This is a genomic window from Escherichia sp. E10V5 (assembly GCF_004212315.1).
In the GTDB taxonomy this organism is placed as follows: Bacteria; Pseudomonadota; Gammaproteobacteria; order Enterobacterales; family Enterobacteriaceae; genus Escherichia.
Genome location: NZ_RHJM01000001.1, coordinates 25311 through 45907, shown reverse-complemented (window position 1 = coordinate 45907; position 20597 = coordinate 25311). Strand labels below are relative to the sequence as shown.

At 49.6% G+C, this 20597-nt stretch carries 20 protein-coding genes; 15 read left to right on the top strand and 5 right to left on the bottom strand.

The window, feature by feature from the left end; genetic code table 11:
• Nucleotides 1-167: 167 nt before the first annotated feature.
• From D9738_RS00220 to D9738_RS00210, 3 genes are read left to right on the top strand one after another with little or no spacing between them, the layout of a single operon-like run.
• Nucleotides 168-1400, top strand: a complete 1233-nt coding sequence (locus D9738_RS00220) for an ABC transporter substrate-binding protein (protein WP_130259292.1) — start codon at nt 168-170, stop codon at nt 1398-1400.
• On the top strand, nt 1397-3364 hold the full coding sequence (locus D9738_RS00215; RefSeq protein WP_130259291.1) for an ATP-binding protein: 1968 nt from the start codon (nt 1397-1399) through the stop codon (nt 3362-3364). The genes D9738_RS00220 and D9738_RS00215 overlap by 4 nt, the downstream gene beginning before the upstream one ends.
• A gap of 2 nt (nt 3365-3366) precedes the next feature.
• Nucleotides 3367-4629, top strand: coding sequence for a sigma-54 dependent transcriptional regulator (locus tag D9738_RS00210; RefSeq protein WP_130259290.1), 1263 nt, complete (start codon nt 3367-3369; stop codon nt 4627-4629).
• A gap of 81 nt (nt 4630-4710) precedes the next feature.
• Here D9738_RS00210 and rpmE read toward each other — a convergent pair whose 3' ends face one another.
• Complete coding sequence (rpmE, locus tag D9738_RS00205; protein ID WP_000710769.1) at nt 4711-4923, bottom strand: 50S ribosomal protein L31; 213 nt, start codon at nt 4921-4923, stop codon at nt 4711-4713.
• A 203-nt stretch (nt 4924-5126) separates the two neighbouring features.
• Between rpmE and priA the strand changes: the two genes are divergently transcribed.
• The 8 genes from priA (at nt 5127) to D9738_RS00165 (ending at nt 13826) form a co-directional block, all read left to right on the top strand.
• Nucleotides 5127-7325 carry a primosomal protein N' gene (gene priA, locus D9738_RS00200; RefSeq protein ID WP_130259289.1) on the top strand — a complete coding sequence of 733 codons (2199 nt, stop codon included), beginning with the start codon at nt 5127-5129 and terminating at the stop codon, nt 7323-7325.
• Between the two features lie 155 nt (nt 7326-7480).
• On the top strand, nt 7481-8506 hold the full coding sequence (gene cytR, locus D9738_RS00195; protein WP_130237791.1) for a DNA-binding transcriptional regulator CytR: 1026 nt from the start codon (nt 7481-7483) through the stop codon (nt 8504-8506).
• Between the two features lie 91 nt (nt 8507-8597).
• Nucleotides 8598-9557, top strand: coding sequence for a cell division protein FtsN (gene ftsN, locus D9738_RS00190; RefSeq protein WP_130259288.1), 960 nt, complete (start codon nt 8598-8600; stop codon nt 9555-9557).
• Between the two features lie 92 nt (nt 9558-9649).
• On the top strand, nt 9650-10180 hold the full coding sequence (gene hslV, locus D9738_RS00185) for an ATP-dependent protease subunit HslV (RefSeq protein ID WP_000208242.1): 531 nt from the start codon (nt 9650-9652) through the stop codon (nt 10178-10180).
• A 9-nt stretch (nt 10181-10189) separates the two neighbouring features.
• The gene (gene hslU, locus D9738_RS00180) at nt 10190-11521 is read left to right on the top strand and encodes an HslU--HslV peptidase ATPase subunit (protein WP_001293348.1); all 1332 of its coding nucleotides are present in this window, start codon (nt 10190-10192) and stop codon (nt 11519-11521) included.
• Nucleotides 11522-11587: 66 nt separating this feature from the next.
• Complete coding sequence (gene menA, locus D9738_RS00175) at nt 11588-12514, top strand: 1,4-dihydroxy-2-naphthoate polyprenyltransferase (protein ID WP_130259287.1); 927 nt, start codon at nt 11588-11590, stop codon at nt 12512-12514.
• A gap of 92 nt (nt 12515-12606) precedes the next feature.
• The gene (gene rraA, locus D9738_RS00170) at nt 12607-13092 is read left to right on the top strand and encodes a ribonuclease E activity regulator RraA (protein ID WP_000872908.1); all 486 of its coding nucleotides are present in this window, start codon (nt 12607-12609) and stop codon (nt 13090-13092) included.
• 59 nt (nt 13093-13151) lie between these two features.
• Complete coding sequence (locus tag D9738_RS00165; protein WP_130259286.1) at nt 13152-13826, top strand: hypothetical protein; 675 nt, start codon at nt 13152-13154, stop codon at nt 13824-13826.
• 251 nt (nt 13827-14077) lie between these two features.
• Here the strand turns inward: D9738_RS00165 and zapB are convergent, their stop codons facing one another.
• Complete coding sequence (zapB, locus tag D9738_RS00160) at nt 14078-14323, bottom strand: septal ring assembly protein ZapB (protein WP_001296623.1); 246 nt, start codon at nt 14321-14323, stop codon at nt 14078-14080.
• 424 nt (nt 14324-14747) lie between these two features.
• Between zapB and glpF the strand changes: the two genes are divergently transcribed.
• The 4 genes from glpF to fpr all read left to right on the top strand — a co-directional run bounded on the left by glpF (nt 14748) and on the right by fpr (nt 19176).
• Nucleotides 14748-15593, top strand: a complete 846-nt coding sequence (gene glpF / locus D9738_RS00155; RefSeq protein WP_130206614.1) for a glycerol uptake facilitator protein GlpF — start codon at nt 14748-14750, stop codon at nt 15591-15593.
• 22 nt (nt 15594-15615) lie between these two features.
• The gene (gene glpK / locus D9738_RS00150; protein WP_130206616.1) at nt 15616-17124 is read left to right on the top strand and encodes a glycerol kinase GlpK; all 1509 of its coding nucleotides are present in this window, start codon (nt 15616-15618) and stop codon (nt 17122-17124) included.
• Nucleotides 17125-17322: 198 nt separating this feature from the next.
• Nucleotides 17323-18333, top strand: a complete 1011-nt coding sequence (gene glpX, locus D9738_RS00145; RefSeq protein ID WP_130206618.1) for a class II fructose-bisphosphatase — start codon at nt 17323-17325, stop codon at nt 18331-18333.
• 96 nt (nt 18334-18429) lie between these two features.
• Nucleotides 18430-19176, top strand: coding sequence for a ferredoxin--NADP(+) reductase (fpr, locus tag D9738_RS00140; RefSeq protein WP_130259285.1), 747 nt, complete (start codon nt 18430-18432; stop codon nt 19174-19176).
• 4 nt (nt 19177-19180) lie between these two features.
• Here the strand turns inward: fpr and uspD are convergent, their stop codons facing one another.
• The 3 genes from uspD to D9738_RS00125 form a co-directional block, all read right to left on the bottom strand.
• On the bottom strand, nt 19181-19609 hold the full coding sequence (gene uspD, locus D9738_RS00135) for a universal stress protein UspD (protein ID WP_130259284.1): 429 nt from the start codon (nt 19607-19609) through the stop codon (nt 19181-19183).
• A gap of 26 nt (nt 19610-19635) precedes the next feature.
• The gene (locus D9738_RS00130) at nt 19636-19935 is read right to left on the bottom strand and encodes a DUF406 domain-containing protein (protein ID WP_032204720.1); all 300 of its coding nucleotides are present in this window, start codon (nt 19933-19935) and stop codon (nt 19636-19638) included.
• Nucleotides 19936-20146: 211 nt separating this feature from the next.
• Nucleotides 20147-20587, bottom strand: coding sequence for a DUF805 domain-containing protein (locus D9738_RS00125; protein WP_064530283.1), 441 nt, complete (start codon nt 20585-20587; stop codon nt 20147-20149).
• Nucleotides 20588-20597 lie beyond the last annotated feature (10 nt).

Sequence of the window (20597 nt, the reverse complement as noted above, 5' to 3'; positions counted from 1 at the left end):
TTCCGTAACAGTCACTTGCGGATATAGTAATGCTGGTTGCTTGCCGAATTAATGATAATTTACAAATACAAAAACACATGGCTTGAAGTTCGTTGCTTATGTTAACTAATGGATAACAACATGGATTACAGCCTAGGAATTTATCTCTTATTAATGGGATTTTTGACATGATTCGCATTATACAAAGAGCACTAATCTATTGGATTTTATATATCAGCGTTGCCTCAGCGCATGAATTAGTGATTGCTACAACGCTTTCTTCGGAAGCGACAGAGCACATTATCAGTCAATGGCAAAAGCGACCACAGGCAACCAAAATCCGTACGCTCAACCGAACCAGTGCATCTATTGAGCTCCTGCTGGAAAATCCATTGGGTGAAAATATTGATCTGGTACTGAGTTCATCCCCGATGTTGCTACAGCGGTTACAAAGTAAAAATCTGCTCCAGCCATTTAATAATCAAATAGAAACAAGTAGAAAGTTAGTACCGGAATCCATTCGTTCAACCACCGTTGCTGTTGCCATATCGGGCTACGGCATTCTTATCAATGTGGCGCATCTGGAAGACAAAAAAGAGCCTGTGCCAACGTCATGGCAGGAATTAAGTAAGTCGCGTTATCAAGGAACGCTATTAATGAGCAGTCCTTCTCGTTCAGATACTACTCATCTGATGATTGAAGATCTCCTGCAACAACAAGGATGGAGTAGCGGTTGGAGTACACTACTGAAAATAGGCGGTAATCTCGCCACCATTTCATCACGTAGCTTCGGCGTAGCAAATAAGATCAGTACAGGACTGGGGGACGCTGGTCCGGTAATCGACAATTACGCTAACGTACTGCTTAATAATTCAACTTTACGTTTCAGCTATTTCCCCAACTCGCGCGCAGCGCCTATGTTTATTGCCATTACAGAAGGCAGTAATCATCCACAAGAGGCGGGACGTTTTATTGATTTCTTGTTGAGTCCGGAAGGTCAGCAAGCACTGAGCGATTCTGATTCAGGGAAGTATCCGGTATATCCTCTGCCCTCCGGCACTCCACTCGCTGACCAACAAATGCGGTTATTTGCATCTCCTTCGCTTGATTACCCGTTGATCATGCAACGCCAAAAGCTTGTGCAATTGTTATTTGATTATGCGATTACTTTTCGCCTTACCGAGCTTCAGAAAAGCTGGAAAGCATTATATGCCGCAGAACATCGACTTAAGCGGACATTGCCAGAGGTGCGCGCGCTATTAACCGCGGTTCCCGTTACTCCGCAACAGTCTGTTAATCCTACATATCTACAGCAATTCGAACTGCAATCAGGTTTTCGTGAAGCCCAGATTATGGCATGGCAGCAGTTTTTCCTGCAGCAGCAGCAATTAGTGAATACGCAACTTGAGTCATTAAAGTGAAACAACTACATACTATCGGTACGAGCTTGCGTCTCGCCTTTGTTTTTAGTGCCGTTCTTACGCTATTCGTTAGTGTAGTTAGCCTTTATTCCTGGCATGAACAAAATTCCCAGGTTCGCTACGCACTTGACGATTATTTCCCACGAATTCAGGCTTCATTTCTTTTTGAAGAAAACCTTACGGCATTGGTAAATGAATTCAATGAGCTACAACAGACAACCAACACCGATAGCCGCCTTCAGGTAAGAGAGCAAATTGAACAACGGCTACAAAAAATTCAGTCAATTAATCCCCATCTTGATTCAGTACATCAAAGTGCGCTTAACCAACAGGTCGCCAGTAGTCGCAAATTGCTGAGTAATCTCGATAAAGCATTAAATGAACATAATAAGGAAAACGGAAAACTCGACGTTATATCGTCAAGAGTTAACTGGTTGCATGACGATTTCAATAATGAACTCAACTCCCTGACTCAGGATTTAAGTTGGCAACAATCATCATTGCTCAATCAACTCAGCCAACGGAAAGATCTTCACGAAAACCAGGGGTTGCAAAATGCACTGCAATCTATTCAAAACGAGTTGCAGCTCGTTTTCGAACTCTCACATATAGAAACTCAAATCGTCAGTACCTTAAAGGAGATGCTTAACACGCATAACAATGATACCGAGTCGTTAAGACAACATATTCAATACCTGGATTTTTTGAAGCATAGCATTGACGAAAATGTGCGGTCGTTAGCTTCTTATTCCAGCACTATTACATTACACCAGACAGTTTATTCCCTGTGGGAACTGGGTACACAGCAAAATTATCTACCCGGAACTCTGGCCGCCTGGCGGCAGGCTCAACAGACCCTTATGAATACCATCAGGGATAAAGAGCGTGTATTTACGCAAATACGCGGCCAATTAGAAACGCAACTGGGTAATAGCCATCAACAGCTACAAACTTTCAATCTGCGATTAGAAAAAATAATGCAAATTAGTGGACTACTGATTTTTGCCGCTATGGTGACGGCCTTACTGTTCGTTATTCTGGTGAATTACTTCTACATTCGGCCAAGAATGATCCGCCGTTTTCGCTTACTGAATGATGCCGTCGTCAAATTAAGTAACGGTGAACTCGATGCAGATATTCCAGTCTCCGGCAATGATGAGCTTGGTAGAATTGCCAACCTGCTCCGCCAGACGATAGAGCAAATTAATCAGCAGCAACGTCAACTGGGGCAGGAAATCTGTGATCGAATCGCGACAGAAAAAAATCTGCGAACAGCACAAAGTGAATTGATCCAAACCGCCAAACTGGCCGTAGTCGGGCAGACAATGACAACACTGGCACATGAAATCAATCAACCGCTTAATGCATTATCTATGTACCTGTTCAGCGCCAATCGCGCTATAGAGCAACAAGACGCTGGTTTGGCGAAAAACTATATCGTTACGATGCGATCGCTGGTTGAGCGCATGGATAATATCGTTAAACGACTGCGAAACTTCGCCCGCCGCCGCGATAGTGAACTCGTAGGTGGAGCAATTAATTTACAGCAGGTAATTTATTCATCCTGGGAGCTTCTGGCATTGAAACATCGGCCACTGAAAGCATCTCTTCACTACCCGGATAATTTTCCTGCCGTTTATGGCGATGATGTTTTGATTCAACAAGTTTTAGTTAATTTATTTACGAATGCCCTGGAAGCCAGTCAGGAAAAACCGCCCACAATAACCATTAACTTTGAAGAAGAAGACACCACGTTAACGCTCTATATTGCTGATAATGGAAAAGGCTGGCCAGTGCTTCTGGCTGATCGACTATTAACACCGTTTACGACTGACAAAGCTGTAGGTTTAGGTATTGGTCTTTCGATTAGTCATTCTATTATGCGTCAGTGCCAGGGAGAGCTATATATCGCGTCTACCCTCGACCGCCATGCGTTGGTTATTCTATGTTTCAGGAAACTTTAAGCATGACAGATACAACTCCAACAATACTGCTCATTGATGACGACAATGATGTTCTGCAAGCCTACAGTTCTCTCTTACAGCAAGAGGGTTATGCCGTATGTACCTGTAGCAATCCTTCAGAAGCGCTGCAATTGCTGCAAGATACCTGGGAAGGAATCGTGGTATGCGACGTTTGCATGCCGGATATTTCAGGCATTATGCTGCTGGAAAAAATAATGCTGATTGATCCTAATCTTCCCATTCTGATGATCACCGGCCACGGCGATGTCCCAATGGCCGTTGAAGCGGTAAAAAAAGGAGCGTGGGATTTCCTGCAAAAACCGATCAATCCGGAACAATTTTTATCGCTTATCGAAAAAGCGCTGGCAGAGCGTGAAGATTATCTGGAACAAAAAAAATGGCGACGAGCGCAATTTAATCGGCACTTAATTGGTAACAGTGGCTGGGTTCGTCAGACGCGTCAGCAGCTTGAAACTCTGGCAGAAACCGATCTTCCCGTCTGTTTTTACGGCGAACCTGGAACCGGCAGAACATTAGCCGCCCATTATCTTCACCAATTTAGTTCTCGCAAGGAAAGGCCTTTAATTGAACGCACACTCAGCGCTAATAGTCAGCAACCGCTGGAAGAATGGGTGGAAGAAGCAAAAGGTGGCACGCTGTTATTAAAAGAACTTGAATATTTAACGCAAGAAAATCAGCGTCTCTTGATTCAACTCCAGGAACGCCCACAGGATCGATCGTTTCGTCTGATTGTTGTTAATCAAAGCCCTCTGGCTGCACTTGCCGCCACACAAAAAATTATTCCCGCATTGTATTTTCTTTTTTCACTTACCCACATCGAATGCCCACCGCTAAGTCAACGCCCGGGGGATATTGAGCCTATTTTTCACCATTATCTGACTCTCACCTGTAAACGATTAAATCGCCAACAACCGCTGCTGGGGAAAACGTTTTATAAGCGACTGATGGCGCGAACCTGGCCCGGTAATATCATTGAATTAATAAATGCAGCAGAATTGGTGGCTGTGGGTGTTTTAATGCTGGACGATTCAGTCAGTTTGCAGATGATGGATGCTGATCCAACACCACTTGATGAACGTGTAGAAAGCTATGAAAAACAAATAATTATTGATGCACTCAACTTCTTCCAGGGACGTATCAACGACGTTGCCGATTACTTTCAGATCCCCAGAAAAAAGCTGTATTTGCGCATGAAAAAATACGGTATTGATAAAATGGATTTTCGCGATGTAAAGGAAAGATAACAATCCAATACGTTATCCTGCTAATGAAAGTTTTCAGGCACAAAAAAAGCGCCGTTCGGCGCTTTTTTCGGAAATCCGGTCTTATTTGCTGCCCGGGATGTTGAAACGCTTGTTGAAGCGGTCAACACGGCCACCGGTAGCAACATCACGCTGTTTGCCAGTGAAGAACGGGTGGCACTTGCTGCACACGTCGAGGTTCAGATCATGACCAACGGTGGAGCGGATTTTCATTACGTTACCGCAAGAGCAGCTAGCAGTAATTTCTTCGTATTTCGGGTGAATATCTTTTTTCATGGGAAAACCTCGGTTTAAGGCCGCGTCGCTCTTCCAGCCCTAACGCCAGACACCACGCGATGTTTAAAGTATAGTTTCAATACGATCATTTCGTATCAAAGGCGCCGAATCATACAGAAATTAACCAGCGTATGCAAACTGATCCGCACTCCTCTACCGCAATGTGTATACTGTTCCACCGAATTTCAAGTCAGGATGATGCTATGCCCGTTGCCCACGTTGCCTTGCCCGTTCCGCTTCCCCGCACCTTTGACTATCTCCTGCCAGAAGGCATGACTGTTAAAGCCGGGTGTCGCGTGCGCGTGCCGTTTGGCAAACAGCAGGAGCGCATCGGGATTGTCGTGTCAGTTAGCGACGTCAGCGAGTTGCCGCTCAACGAACTGAAAACCGTAGTAGAAGTGCTGGACAGTGAACCCGTTTTTTCCAGTTCCGTTTGGCGCTTACTGCTTTGGGCGGCGGATTACTATCATCATCCAATTGGCGATGTATTGTTTCATGCCTTGCCGATTTTATTGCGCCAGGGGCGGCCTGCGGCGAACGCGCCCATGTGGTACTGGTTTGCTACCGAACAAGGTCAGGCGGTGGATATCAACAGCCTGAAACGTTCGCCTAAGCAACAACAGGCGCTGGCGGCGTTGCGACAAGGGAAAATCTGGCGTGACCAGGTAGCGGAACTTGAATTCAACGATGCCGCACTACAGGCGCTGCGCAAAAAAGGTCTTTGCGAGCTGGCAAGCGAAACGCCGGAATTTAGCGACTGGCGAACGAACTATGCTGTTACTGGCGAACGTCTACGGCTGAATACCGAACAAGCCACCGCCGTTGGCGCAATTCATAGCGCGGCGGATACTTTTTCTGCCTGGCTGCTGGCGGGCGTTACCGGTTCCGGTAAAACAGAGGTTTATTTGAGCGTGCTGGAAAACGTGCTCGCTCAGGGCAAGCAGGCGCTGGTGATGGTGCCGGAAATCGGCCTGACACCCCAGACGATCGCCCGTTTTCGTGAACGGTTTAATGCGCCAGTGGAAGTTCTGCATTCCGGCCTGAATGACAGTGAGCGCCTTTCGGCCTGGCTGAAAGCGAAAAATGGCGAGGCGGCGATTGTGATTGGCACCCGTTCCGCACTGTTTACACCGTTTAAAAATCTCGGTGTGATTGTTATCGATGAAGAGCACGATAGTTCCTACAAGCAGCAGGAAGGCTGGCGCTATCATGCCCGCGACCTGGCGGTATATCGCGCGCACAGCGAGAAAATCCCGATAATTCTCGGTTCGGCAACACCCGCGCTGGAAACGTTATGCAACGTGCAGCAGAAAAAATACCGCCTGCTGCGTCTGACACGTCGGGCGGGTAATGCGCGTCCGGCAATTCAACATGTACTGGATTTAAAAGGTCAGAAGGTGCAGGCGGGGCTGGCTCCGGCGTTAATCACCCGTATGCGCCAGCATTTGCAGGCCGATAACCAGGTCATTCTCTTTCTTAACCGCCGTGGTTTTGCGCCTGCACTGCTGTGCCACGACTGCGGCTGGATTGCCGAATGTCCACGTTGCGATCACTACTACACGTTGCATCAGGCGCAGCAGCATTTGCGCTGCCATCATTGCGACAGTCAGCGTCCAGTACCGCGCCAGTGTCCGTCCTGCGGCTCTACCCATCTGGTGCCGGTGGGTCTGGGAACAGAACAACTTGAACAGACGTTAGCGCCGCTTTTCCCTGGTGTAGCCATTTCACGTATCGACCGCGATACCACCAGCCGTAAAGGCGCGCTGGAGCAGCAACTGGCAGAAGTGCATCGCGGCGGCGCGCGAATTTTGATTGGCACGCAAATGCTGGCGAAAGGTCACCATTTCCCGGATGTAACGCTGGTTGCATTACTGGACGTGGACGGCGCGCTGTTTTCTGCCGATTTTCGCTCGGCGGAGCGTTTTGCCCAGCTATACACCCAGGTGGCAGGCCGTGCCGGACGCGCAGGTAAACAAGGCGAAGTGGTGCTGCAAACGCACCATCCGGAACATCCTCTCTTACAAACCTTGCTGTATAAAGGTTATGACGCTTTTGCGGAACAGGCGTTGGCCGAGCGGCGAATGATGCAACTGCCGCCGTGGACCAGCCATGTGATTGTGCGCGCGGAGGATCATAACAATCAGCACGCGCCGCTGTTCCTGCAACAGTTGCGTAATCTGCTTCTCTCCAGCCCACTGGCGGATGACAAATTGTGGGTTCTCGGCCCGGTTCCGGCGCTGGCGCCTAAACGCGGCGGTCGCTGGCGCTGGCAAATCTTGTTGCAGCACCCTTCCCGCGTGCGATTACAACACATCATCAATGGCACACTGGCGCTTATCAATACCATACCGGATTCACGCAAAGTGAAATGGGTGCTGGATGTTGATCCCATTGAGGGGTAAACCGCTCACGATGCGAGGCGGATCGAAAAATTAAATATTCATCACACTTTTCATGAAAATTCTGTAACCGTTTTCACGCACTATCTGCTAAAAATGTTGCCGATATGAAGTAAACATGGATGTAGTACGCCTGACGTGCCAGGCGAGGAGTGAGTGTGAAAGCGAAGAAGCAGGAAACTGCCGCAACAATGAAAGACGTTGCCCTGAAGGCAAAAGTCTCTACAGCGACCGTCTCCCGAGCATTAATGAATCCAGATAAAGTCTCCCAGGCCACCCGTAATCGGGTTGAAAAAGCAGCCCGGGAAGTGGGTTATTTTCCGCAGCCAATGGGGCGTAACGCTAAGCGTAATGAATCCCGAACGATTCTGGTGATTGTCCCGGATATCTGCGACCCCTTCTTTAGCGAAATTATTCGCGGTATCGAAGTCACGGCGGCAAGTCATGGATATCTGGTACTGATTGGCGACTGCGCACACCAAAATCAGCAGGAAAAGACCTTTATCGACTTGATCATCACCAAACAAATTGATGGCATGTTGCTGCTGGGTTCAAGGCTGCCGTTTGATGCAAGCATAGAGGAACAACGTAATCTGCCGCCGATGGTGATGGCGAACGAATTCGCACCAGAGCTGGAACTGCCTACGGTTCATATCGACAACCTGACCGCTGCCTTTGATGCCGTAAATTATCTGTATGAACAAGGGCATAAACTGATTGGCTGTATTGCCGGCCCCGAAGAGATGCCATTGTGTCACTACCGTCTACAAGGCTACGTGCAGGCACTGCGTCGCTGCGGCATTATGGTTGATCCGCAATATATCGCCCGGGGCGACTTCACCTTCGAAGCCGGAAGTAAAGCCATGCAACAGCTGCTCGACCTTCCGCAACCGCCAACTGCCGTCTTCTGTCATAGCGATGTCATGGCGCTCGGCGCACTTTCTCAGGCGAAACGCCAGGGGCTGAAAGTCCCTGACGACCTTTCCATAATCGGTTTTGACAACATCGACCTGACACAATTTTGCGATCCGCCGCTGACAACCATTGCACAGCCGCGCTACGAAATTGGTCGGGAAGCTATGCTGTTACTGCTTGATCAAATGCAGGGGCAAACGGTCGGAAGCGGCTCACGTTTAATGGACTGCGAGCTTATTATCCGGGGATCGACGCGCACGTTATCTTAAAGTAAACCTTTAAGGCTTCCGTGACTGGTCAAAGGCCCGCCGCTTAAGTAACATGGCGGGCTGACGAACGAATAAATACAGCGAAACGATAGTGGCACAACGAGATTATGTACGCCGCAGCCAACCGGCACCTTCGCGGCGAAAAAAGAGCACCTCACGGAAAAAGCAACGAAATATGCCTGCGGTTTCTCCCGCAATGGTCGCTATTGCTGCAGCCGTTCTTGTGACCTTTATCGGGGGTCTGTACTTCATTACGCACCACAAGAAAGAAGAGTCTGAGACGCTGCAAAGCCAGAAAGTGACCGGAAACGGGCTACCTCCGAAACCGGAAGAACGTTGGCGCTATATTAAAGAGCTGGAAAGTCGCCAGCCGGGCGTACGTGCGCCAACAGAACCGTCTGCTGGCGGCGAAGTGAAAACGCCGGATCAGCTGACTCCGGAGCAGCGCCAGCTTCTTGAACAAATGCAGGCTGATATGCGTCAGCAACCAACGCAGCTTGCCGAAGTCCCGTGGAATGAGCAGACACCGGCACAGCGCCAGCAAACGCTGCAACGCCAGCGTCAGGCGCAGCAGTTAGTGGAACAGCAACGCCTGGCTCAGCAGTCGCGTACGACCGAGCAAAGCTGGCAGCAACAGACGCGTACGTCGCAAGCCGCGCCGGTACAAGCGCAACCGCGCCAGTCTAAACCGGCTTCTACCCAGCAACCGTACCAGGATCTGCTGCAAACGCCTGCGCATACAACCTCGCAGCCGAAGCCACAGCAGGCCGCACCAGTAGCACGCGCGGCTGAAGCGCCGAAACCAACAGCGGAGAAGAAAGATGAACGTCGCTGGATGGTTCAGTGCGGTTCATTTAAAGGTGCTGAACAGGCTGAGACTGTACGTGCGCAGTTGGCTTTCGAAGGCTTTGACTCGAAAATTACCACCAACAATGGCTGGAATCGTGTGGTCATCGGGCCGGTGAAAGGCAAAGAGAACGCTGACAACACCCTCAATCGTTTGAAGATGGCAGGCCATACAAACTGCATTCGGCTCGCCACCGGGGGTTGAAACCCTCAAAATCTCCCCCATCTATACTTGCATTATGCCCCGCACAATTGTGCGGGGCTTGAATTCTGTATTCCTAACCAAGGGGTCTGCTCGTGACAACTATAGTAAGCGTACGCCGTAATGGCCACGTAGTAATCGCCGGTGATGGTCAGGCCACACTGGGTAACACCGTAATGAAAGGCAACGTTAAAAAAGTTCGCCGCCTGTATAACGATAAAGTGATCGCAGGCTTTGCCGGCGGCACGGCGGATGCCTTCACGCTGTTCGAACTGTTTGAACGTAAACTGGAAATGCATCAGGGCCATCTGGTTAAAGCAGCTGTTGAGCTGGCAAAAGACTGGCGTACCGATCGCATGTTGCGCAAACTTGAAGCACTGCTGGCGGTCGCGGACGAAACTGCATCGCTGATCATCACCGGTAACGGTGACGTGGTGCAGCCAGAAAACGATCTTATTGCTATCGGCTCCGGCGGCCCTTACGCCCAGGCTGCGGCACGCGCTCTGTTAGAAAACACAGAACTTAGCGCCCGTGAAATTGCTGAAAAGGCGTTGGATATTGCAGGCGATATTTGCATCTATACCAACCATTTCCATACCATCGAAGAATTAAGCTACAAAGCGTAAGGATCTCCCATGTCTGAAATGACCCCACGCGAAATCGTCAGCGAACTTGATAAGCACATCATCGGCCAGGATAACGCTAAGCGTTCCGTGGCGATTGCACTGCGTAACCGCTGGCGCCGCATGCAGCTCAACGAAGAGTTGCGCCATGAAGTGACCCCGAAAAACATTCTGATGATCGGCCCGACCGGCGTCGGTAAAACTGAAATCGCCCGTCGTCTGGCTAAGCTGGCGAACGCGCCGTTCATCAAAGTTGAAGCAACCAAATTCACCGAAGTCGGTTATGTAGGTAAAGAAGTCGATTCTATTATTCGCGACCTGACCGATGCCGCAGTGAAAATGGTACGTGTACAAGCTATCGAGAAAAACCGTTATCGCGCTGAAGAACTGGCAGAAGAACGTATTCTCGACGTGCTGATCCCACCGGCTAAAAACAACTGGGGACAGACCGAACAGCAGCAGGAACCTTCCGCTGCCCGTCAGGCATTCCGCAAAAAACTGCGTGAAGGCCAACTCGATGACAAAGAAATCGAGATCGATCTTGCCGCAGCACCGATGGGCGTTGAAATTATGGCGCCTCCGGGAATGGAAGAGATGACCAGTCAGTTGCAGTCTATGTTCCAGAACCTGGGCGGTCAGAAGCAAAAAGCGCGTAAGCTGAAAATCAAAGACGCCATGAAGCTGCTGATTGAAGAAGAAGCGGCGAAACTGGTAAATCCGGAAGAATTGAAGCAAGACGCTATCGACGCCGTAGAACAGCACGGGATCGTGTTCATCGACGAAATCGACAAAATCTGTAAGCGCGGCGAATCCTCCGGCCCGGATGTTTCTCGTGAAGGCGTTCAGCGTGACCTGCTGCCGCTGGTAGAAGGTTGTACTGTTTCCACCAAACACGGGATGGTCAAAACAGACCACATTCTGTTCATCGCTTCTGGCGCATTCCAGGTTGCGAAACCGTCTGACCTGATCCCAGAACTGCAAGGTCGTCTGCCGATCCGCGTTGAGCTGCAGGCCCTGACCACCAGCGACTTTGAGCGTATTCTGACCGAGCCGAATGCCTCTATCACCGTGCAGTACAAAGCACTGATGGCAACCGAAGGCGTGAATATTGAGTTCACCGACTCCGGTATCAAACGCATTGCAGAAGCGGCATGGCAGGTAAACGAATCTACCGAAAACATCGGTGCGCGTCGTTTACATACCGTTCTGGAGCGTTTGATGGAAGAGATTTCCTACGACGCCAGCGATTTAAGCGGTCAAACCATCACTATTGACGCAGATTATGTGAGCAAACATCTGGATGCGTTGGTGGCAGATGAAGATCTGAGCCGTTTTATCCTATAATCGCGTTCAATCATTTTCATCATTGTTTGATGGGGCTGAAAGGCCCCATTTTTATTGGCGCGTATTATGACTGAACAACAAATTAGCCGAACTCAGGCGTGGCTGGAAAGTTTACGACCTAAAACCCTCCCCCTCGCCTTTGCTGCAATTATCGTCGGGACGGCGCTGGCATGGTGGCAAGGTCACTTCGATCCGCTGATCGCTCTGCTGGCACTCATTACCGCCGGGCTATTACAGATCCTCTCTAACCTCGCCAATGACTACGGTGATGCCGTCAAAGGTAGCGACAAACCTGACCGTATTGGACCGCTGCGCGGCATGCAAAAAGGGGTCATTACCCAGCAAGAGATGAAACGGGCGCTCATTATTACCGTCGTGCTCATTTGCCTCTCTGGACTGGCGCTGGTCGCGGTGGCGTGTCATAACCTGGCTGATTTTGTCGGCTTCCTGATTCTTGGTGGGTTATCAATTATCGCCGCTATCACCTATACCGTGGGCAATCGCCCTTATGGTTATATCGGCCTGGGTGATATTTCCGTACTGGTTTTCTTTGGCTGGTTGAGCGTGATGGGCAGCTGGTATTTGCAGGCGCATACGCTGATTCCGGCGCTGATCCTTCCGGCAACGGCCTGTGGTCTGCTGGCAACGGCGGTGCTTAACATTAACAATCTGCGCGATATCAATAGCGACCGCGAGAATGGCAAAAACACACTGGTAGTGCGCTTAGGTGAAGTGAACGCCCGTCGTTACCATGCTTGCCTGCTGATGGGCTCGCTGGTGTGTCTGGCGCTGTTTAATCTCTTTTCACTGCATAGCCTGTGGGGTTGGCTGTTCCTGCTGGCTGCACCGTTGCTGGTGAAGCAAGCCCGTTATGTGATGCGTGAAATGGACCCGGTGGCGATGCGTCCGATGCTGGAACGCACCGTCAAGGGAGCATTATTAACTAACCTGCTGTTTGTTTTGGGAATATTCTTAAGCCAGTGGGCTACATAACTGACAAATATCAATTAACAATTGATGATTTTGCCAACAACCCACATAGCGCGATATACTGAAAATTCTCGCAGCAACTGAATGTTAAGCCTATGAAATACGATACTTCCGAGCTTTGTGACATCTATCAAGAAGATGTCAACGTCGTGGAACCTCTGTTCTCCAACTTTGGTGGACGGGCGTCGTTTGGCGGACAAATCATCACGGTAAAATGTTTCGAGGACAACGGGTTGCTGTACGATCTGCTCGAACAGAATGGCCGTGGTCGTGTCCTTGTCGTCGATGGCGGTGGTTCTGTTCGTCGCGCACTGGTCGATGCTGAACTGGCACGTCTGGCAGTACAAAATGAATGGGAAGGTCTGGTCATTTACGGCGCGGTGCGTCAGGTAGATGATCTGGAAGAGCTGGACATCGGCATCCAGGCGATGGCCGCAATTCCGGTCGGTGCCGCTGGCGAAGGCATTGGCGAAAGCGATGTCCGCGTCAATTTTGGCGGCGTCACTTTCTTCTCCGGCGACCATCTCTATGCCGACAATACCGGGATTATTCTTTCTGAAGATCCGCTGGATATTGAATAAGTATCTGCCATGCGTTAAAAGGGGAATTAAATTCCCCTTTTTTATACATGGACGTATTCATGCAGAATATTATTCTTTTAATTATATATTTATTTCTTATAGCCGTTAACCATTTCCGCTACAAATTCCTTTTATCTGGCAACACCGGTGAAATGATTTTATATTTTGCTAACGTATTTTTTAACCCACTTGCCCTATCATTTATTACCGCCACAATCATCTGTATAACGATAAAAAAAAGAAGCAGCCGCAGCTTTATTCGCGGCACTTGTTGGTTAATGGGATTATTTCTTATCTATAGCAGCTATACGGTGTGGGAACGGCACAGCACATGGGATTATACTTTCCCGGGGCCAGGTATCACCATCACGGTTCCGAGCAAACAGTGGGTTGCCAATATAGTAAAACAAGGGCCAACCCTGGTGACTCGGGATGCCCATGCTATTTTAGCTATTGTTGCCTTCTCACAAAATGAACTCGGTGTACATTCAATCGAGGAACTTACCGCGACTCAAAACGGAACTGCAGAAATGCATGTTTGTGATGTTCAGGGATTTACCTGCGCTTATCAGGAAGGAGTGCAAACAATGAGTGATGGCAAAGTAAGACATGCTATTTTCATGACTCTACTGGATAACACTAATTTGATACAACTGGTCGCAGCCATCGACCCAGATTATTTGGACGAATATCAAGAAGAAGTAATGAAAATGATACTTTCTGCCCGTCAATGATCTGATTGATATATTATTGATACGAGATGCATTATCTTATTAATACTATGGATATTAGTTGTTTTTCTTAGTCACCTTCAGCACAGCAATCTGTGGTCCGGGGTCCCTGGCATGGCTGGAAAATATATCAGTTCAGTCTTTCTGGGGTCACTATTACGTCCCGTGCTTGTGTCAGGTCTTTTATGCGCATTCGCTCAAAAAACACTGAAGTAAAAAATAAGGCGCCTTGCGGCGCCTCTGCGTGGAAGAGATTAAACCTCTTCCATACGACCCAGCAGGGCCTGCAGACGTTCCTGCCAGCCGTTCTGCTGTTCTTTCAGATGGTTGTTCTCACGCTCCAGCTCTTCGCGCTGATGCTGGGCATTTTGAACTTCCTGCGACAGTGAGTTGTTTTTTTCTTTCAGCTCTTCGATTTCCATCTGCAACAGAGTGATGGTATCAATCGCCTGCTGTACTTTTGCTTCCAGTTTCTCAAACACTTCTAATGACATTGTCATACCTCTCCTGAATTGCAAGGCGTTGATGGATAAAAATCCTCGTCCCGATTACCGGTGACGCCTTAATAAATACGAGCGCATTTTAGTTAGCTCCGATTGTATGAAGCCGCGCCATCGCTGTCCAGCGGCACGCCTTGTAGATTACGGTTTGCCACACTTTTCATCCTTCTCCTGGTGACATAATCCACACCAATCGAAAATGTTAATAAAATTGTTACATTAATGATCTAACAAACATACATCATGTATATACAGATGAAAAAAATAGCGCGATAACGCTCATTTTATGACGAAGCACACACATTTTAAGTTCGATATTTCTCGTTTTCGCTCGTTAACGATAAGTTTACAGCATGCCTACAAGCATCGTGGATGTCCGTGACTTTCACGCATACAACAAACATTAACTCTTCAGGATCCGATTATGAGTCAAACATCAACCTTGAAAGGCCAGTGCATCGCTGAATTCCTCGGTACCGGGTTGTTGATTTTTTTCGGTGTCGGTTGCGTTGCTGCACTTAAAGTCGCTGGCGCGTCTTTTGGTCAGTGGGAAATCAGTGTTATTTGGGGACTGGGGGTGGCGATGGCCATCTATCTAACCGCAGGGGTTTCCGGCGCACATCTTAATCCAGCTGTCACCATTGCGCTGTGGCTGTTTGCCTGTTTCGACAAGCGCAAGGTTATTCCTTATATCGTTTCACAAGTCGCCGGAGCTTTCTGCGCTGCGGCATTAGTTTACGGGCTTTACTACAATTTATTCTTCGACTTCGAGCAGACCCATCATATTGTTCGCGGAAGCGTTGAAAGTGTTGATCTGGCGGGTACTTTCTCTACTTATCCTAATCCTCATATCAATTTTGTGCAGGCCTTCGCAGTTGAGATGGTGATTACCGCTATTCTGATGGGGCTGATCCTGGCGTTAACGGACGATGGTAACGGCGTACCGCGCGGCCCTTTGGCTCCCTTGCTGATTGGTCTACTGATTGCGGTCATTGGCGCATCTATGGGGCCATTAACGGGCTTTGCCATGAACCCAGCACGTGATATCGGTCCGAAAGCCTTTGCCTGGCTGGCGGGCTGGGGCAATGTCGCCTTTACCGGCGGCAGAGACATTCCTTACTTCCTGGTGCCGCTTTTTGGCCCTATCGTTGGCGCGATTGTTGGTGCTTTCGCCTACCGCAAACTGATTGGTCGCCATTTGCCTTGCGATATCTGTGTTGTGGAAGAAAAGGAGATCACAACTCCTTCAGAACAAAAAGCTTCGCTGTAATGTGACTACGGGACAATTAAACATGACTGAAAAAAAATATATCGTTGCGCTCGACCAGGGCACCACCAGCTCCCGCGCGGTCGTGATGGATCACGATGCCAATATCATTAGCGTGTCACAGCGCGAATTTGAGCAAATTTACCCAAAACCAGGCTGGGTAGAACACGACCCGATGGAAATCTGGGCCACCCAAAGCTCCACACTGGTAGAAGTGCTGGCGAAAGCAGATATTAATTCCGATCAAATTGCAGCTATCGGTATTACGAACCAGCGTGAAACCACCATCGTCTGGGAAAAAGAAACCGGCAAGCCTATCTATAACGCTATTGTCTGGCAGTGCCGTCGTACCGCCGAGATCTGTGAGCATCTCAAGCGTGACGGCATGGAAGAGTACATTCGTAACAACACCGGTCTGGTGATTGACCCGTACTTCTCTGGCACCAAAGTGAAGTGGATCCTCGACCATGTGGAAGGTTCCCGCGAGCGTGCACGCCGTGGTGAACTGCTGTTTGGTACGGTTGATACCTGGCTTATCTGGAAAATGACTCAGGGCCGCGTTCACGTCACTGATTACACTAATGCGTCTCGTACCATGTTGTTCAACATCCATACTCTGGACTGGGACGACAAAATGCTCGACGCGCTGGATATCCCGCGTGAGATGCTGCCAGAAGTACGTCGTTCTTCCGAAGTGTACGGTCAGACCAACATTGGCGGCAAAGGCGGCACGCGTATTCCAATCGCCGGGATTGCGGGCGACCAGCAGGCGGCACTCTTCGGCCAGTTGTGCGTGAAAGAAGGGATGGCGAAGAATACCTACGGTACCGGCTGCTTTATGCTGATGAACACCGGCGAGAAAGCAGTGAAATCAGAAAACGGCCTGCTGACCACCATCGCCTGTGGCCCGAGCGGAGAAGTAAACTATGCGCTGGAAGGTGCGGTGTTTATGGCGGGCGCCTCCATTCAGTGGCTACGCGATGAAATGAAGTTGATTAACGACGCGTACGATTCCGAATACTTTGCCACCAAAGTGCAAAACACCAATGGTGTGTATGTCGTTCCGGCATTTACCGGGCTGGGTGCGCCGTACTGGGACCCGTATGCGCGCGGGGCCATTTTTGGTCTGACTCGTGGGGTAAACGCCAACCACATTATCCGTGCGACGCTGGAGTCTATTGCTTATCAGACGCGTGACGTGCTGGAAGCAATGCAGGCCGACTCCGGTATTCGTCTGCACGCACTGCGCGTGGACGGCGGCGCGGTGGCGAATAACTTCCTGATGCAGTTCCAGTCCGATATTCTCGGCACGCGCGTTGAGCGCCCGGAAGTTCGCGAAGTGACTGCGTTGGGTGCGGCCTATCTTGCTGGTCTGGCGGTTGGCTTCTGGCAAAATCTCGACGAACTGCAAGAGAAAGCAGTGATTGAACGCGAGTTCCGTCCTGGCATCGAAACTACCGAGCGTAATTACCGTTACGCTGGCTGGAAAAAAGCGGTCAAACGCGCGATGGCCTGGGAAGAACACGACGAGTAATGTCAGGCACCTGAACCGATTGTCTGATGCTGATCGCCTGATGCGACGCTGACGCGTCTTATCAGGCCTACGAGCCGGATACATATCCGGCATCACACAGACTCTGAAATCGTGCGGGGGCAACCCCCGCACACATCAATAATCCGCTCCCTCCCCTGTGCTACACTTCGCGCCATTCCTTACTGCTTAGAGTTTGCTATGAGACGAGAACTTGCCATCGAATTTTCCCGCGTCACTGAATCTGCGGCGCTGGCTGGCTACAAATGGTTAGGACGCGGCGATAAAAATACCGCTGACGGCGCAGCGGTTAACGCCATGCGCATTATGCTCAACCAGGTCAACATTGACGGCACTATCGTCATTGGTGAAGGTGAAATCGACGAAGCACCGATGCTCTACATTGGTGAAAAAGTCGGTACTGGTCGCGGTGATGCAGTGGATATTGCTGTTGATCCGATTGAAGGCACGCGCATGACGGCGATGGGCCAGGCTAACGCGCTGGCGGTGCTGGCAGTAGGCGATAAAGGCTGCTTCCTCAACGCGCCAGATATGTATATGGAAAAGCTGATCGTCGGACCGGGAGCTAAGGGCGCCATTGACCTGAATCTGCCGTTGGCGGATAACCTGCGCAATGTTGCCGCGGCGCTCGGCAAACCATTGAGCGAACTGACGGTAACGATTCTGGCGAAACCGCGCCACGATGCCGTTATCGCAGAAATGCAGCAACTCGGCGTGCGCGTGTTTGCGATTCCGGATGGTGACGTTGCGGCCTCAATTCTCACCTGTATGCCAGACAGCGAAGTTGACGTGCTTTACGGCATTGGCGGCGCGCCGGAAGGCGTGGTTTCTGCGGCGGTGATTCGGGCGTTAGATGGCGATATGAATGGCCGTCTGCTGGCGCGTCATGATGTCAAAGGCGACAACGCAGAAAATCGCCGCATTGGTGAACAGGAACTGGCACGCTGCAAAGCAATGGGCATCGAAGCGGGTAAAGTGTTGCGTCTGGGCGATATGGCGCGCAGCGATAACGTCATCTTTTCCGCAACCGGTATCACTAAGGGCGATCTACTGGAAGGTATTAGCCGCAAAGGCAATATCGCCACTACCGAAACGCTGCTGATCCGTGGTAAATCCCGCACTATTCGTCGCATTCAGTCGATTCACTATCTGGATCGTAAAGACCCGGATATGCAGGTGCACATTCTCTGAGTGATTTGATCGATTGAGCCTTCCAGTCCTTCGGGACTGGAATTTTTTTGTTCGGAGAACGAAGATAAGGCAAGTCAATCAAAACAGGAGAAAAACATGGCTGATTGGGTAACAGGCAAAGTCACTAAAGTGCAGAACTGGACCGACGCCCTGTTTAGTCTCACCGTTCACGCTCCCGTGCTTCCGTTTACCGCCGGGCAATTCACTAAACTTGGCCTTGAAATTGACGGCGAACGCGTCCAGCGCGCTTACTCCTACGTTAACTCGCCCGATAATCCCGATCTGGAGTTTTACCTGGTCACCGTTCCCGATGGCAAATTAAGCCCGCGACTGGCGGCGCTAAAACCGGGTGACGAAGTGCAAGTGGTTAGCGAGGCGGCTGGCTTCTTTGTGCTGGATGAAGTGCCGGACTGCGAAACACTGTGGATGCTGGCAACCGGTACAGCGATTGGCCCTTATTTATCAATTCTGCAATTGGGCAAAGATTTAGATCGCTTCAAAAACCTGGTGCTGGTTCACGCCGCACGATATGCCGCCGACTTAAGCTATCTGCCGCTGATGCAAGAACTGGAAAAACGCTACGAAGGGAAACTGCGCATTCAGACGGTGGTCAGTCGGGAAACGGCTGCGGGTTCGCTCACCGGGCGAATACCGGCGTTAATTGAAAGCGGTGAACTGGAAAACGCGGTTGGCCTACCAATGGATAAAGAAACCAGTCATGTGATGCTCTGTGGTAATCCGCAAATGGTGCGCGATACGCAACAGCTGCTAAAAGAAACCCGGCAGATGACGAAACATTTACGTCGTCGACCGGGCCACATGACAGCGGAGCATTACTGGTAAGCGGTTACTTATCGATAAACGGCACGATGAGCAGGTCCGCATTCAACTTATTGATCATCCCGCGGTATGCCGGCATCAAACGGTTGATAAATGAGTGGTGATGCCCACAGACAAGGAGGTCGCACTGCTCTTGTTGCATAATTTCAAGCAGTGTTTCCGGCATTTCTCCGCGTTCAATACGCAGTTTGGTCTTCGGCCACTGAATATTTTTCGTCAGTTTATACAGCTTGTTATCTGACTTATCTTTCAATAGTTGAAGAATATCTTCTGTTGCAGGGAAGTAAATGCCCGGATACAACTCGCTTAAGCCATCATCAATATGAATCAATGTCAGGTGAGCGTCATTATGTCTGGCGAGATCCAGGGCTTTGTTCACCAGTAAGGCATCTTCTTCATTTCCGGAAATTGCCACGCCAATGTGTTTATAAGCCATGTTTAACTCCTTCTAAAGCGACTCCATCAAGCTAACGAACGCAGGGATAACTCAAAAATAATCATCTCGGCCTGGCATGAGAAGGTGAAGGCCGCATCAAGCTCAACTTGCCCCTCCAGATCCTTAATCTTATAGGCCACGCTGGCCCCTTCATCCGCAGAGGATGCAGTGGCGGCAAGCTCTTTCAGTTTGGTCATAAAGGACTCTGCTTCTTCGCGGGTGGCAAAAAAGCGCGAAAACTTACTGGTACAGTTGTCGTTATCAATCACCGTACCGATATCAATCGCACATCCTTTAGTACTGCATTTATCTACGACATCTTTCATAGGGCACCTCTGTATATTCGCCTCTCTGTCGATTACGACTTAAGAATAATGCGCCGTTAAGAGAAGAACAAACAAGTAATGATCTTATGGATTACCATTTTTTTTGATATTGCTTAAGGTGAGGAAATGAGGAGGATTTTCCGGGCATTGTCATTTCCAGCGTGGAAATAACGATCCCGGAAAAAAATAGCAATAAAAGATATATTAAAGGTTAATTACTTGATTTATTGTCGGCTTTATACTTCACATCCAGAGTATCTTTGCCAAATTTATTTTCGCCCTGCGTACCGACAAATGCGCCAAGATCAATAAGCATCATCACCAGAATCAACGTCGGGACAAAACGCCCCACCGTCCATTGCCAGACGCCCGGTAAAATCGCCCAGTTACCCGCCAGCAGCATCCACGCTACAATCATTAAAAATGCCCATGCGCCGGAACGCCCGCGATCGTGCAGTCGTTTGACCGTTACTGCCGCTGTCGGCCAAAGTAAGCACACCAGGCAAAACGCGGCGGTCTGGATATCGAGTAAGTTTTTACCTGCCAGTGAGAAAAGCACCAGCATGCCAACGAACCAGAGGCCAATCCAAATCCAGAAATCACGGCGCCCAATACGCCCTTTAAACGAGAATAACCATTGCTGTATGGTCATGTAAGTTCCT

Coding starts and splice junctions, on each gene's coding strand:
- D9738_RS00220 (WP_130259292.1), top strand. CDS start 168: ATGATTCGCATTATACAAAGAGCACTAATCTATTGGATTTTATATATC.
- rraA (WP_000872908.1), top strand. CDS start 12,607: ATGAAATACGATACTTCCGAGCTTTGTGACATCTATCAAGAAGATGTC.
- uspD (WP_130259284.1), bottom strand. CDS start 19,609: ATGGCTTATAAACACATTGGCGTGGCAATTTCCGGAAATGAAGAAGAT.
- glpK (WP_130206616.1), top strand. CDS start 15,616: ATGACTGAAAAAAAATATATCGTTGCGCTCGACCAGGGCACCACCAGC.
- glpF (WP_130206614.1), top strand. CDS start 14,748: ATGAGTCAAACATCAACCTTGAAAGGCCAGTGCATCGCTGAATTCCTC.
- glpX (WP_130206618.1), top strand. CDS start 17,323: ATGAGACGAGAACTTGCCATCGAATTTTCCCGCGTCACTGAATCTGCG.
- zapB (WP_001296623.1), bottom strand. CDS start 14,323: ATGACAATGTCATTAGAAGTGTTTGAGAAACTGGAAGCAAAAGTACAG.
- hslU (WP_001293348.1), top strand. CDS start 10,190: ATGTCTGAAATGACCCCACGCGAAATCGTCAGCGAACTTGATAAGCAC.
- priA (WP_130259289.1), top strand. CDS start 5,127: ATGCCCGTTGCCCACGTTGCCTTGCCCGTTCCGCTTCCCCGCACCTTT.
- rpmE (WP_000710769.1), bottom strand. CDS start 4,923: ATGAAAAAAGATATTCACCCGAAATACGAAGAAATTACTGCTAGCTGC.
- fpr (WP_130259285.1), top strand. CDS start 18,430: ATGGCTGATTGGGTAACAGGCAAAGTCACTAAAGTGCAGAACTGGACC.
- D9738_RS00130 (WP_032204720.1), bottom strand. CDS start 19,935: ATGAAAGATGTCGTAGATAAATGCAGTACTAAAGGATGTGCGATTGAT.
- D9738_RS00165 (WP_130259286.1), top strand. CDS start 13,152: ATGCAGAATATTATTCTTTTAATTATATATTTATTTCTTATAGCCGTT.
- menA (WP_130259287.1), top strand. CDS start 11,588: ATGACTGAACAACAAATTAGCCGAACTCAGGCGTGGCTGGAAAGTTTA.
- D9738_RS00125 (WP_064530283.1), bottom strand. CDS start 20,587: ATGACCATACAGCAATGGTTATTCTCGTTTAAAGGGCGTATTGGGCGC.
- D9738_RS00210 (WP_130259290.1), top strand. CDS start 3,367: ATGACAGATACAACTCCAACAATACTGCTCATTGATGACGACAATGAT.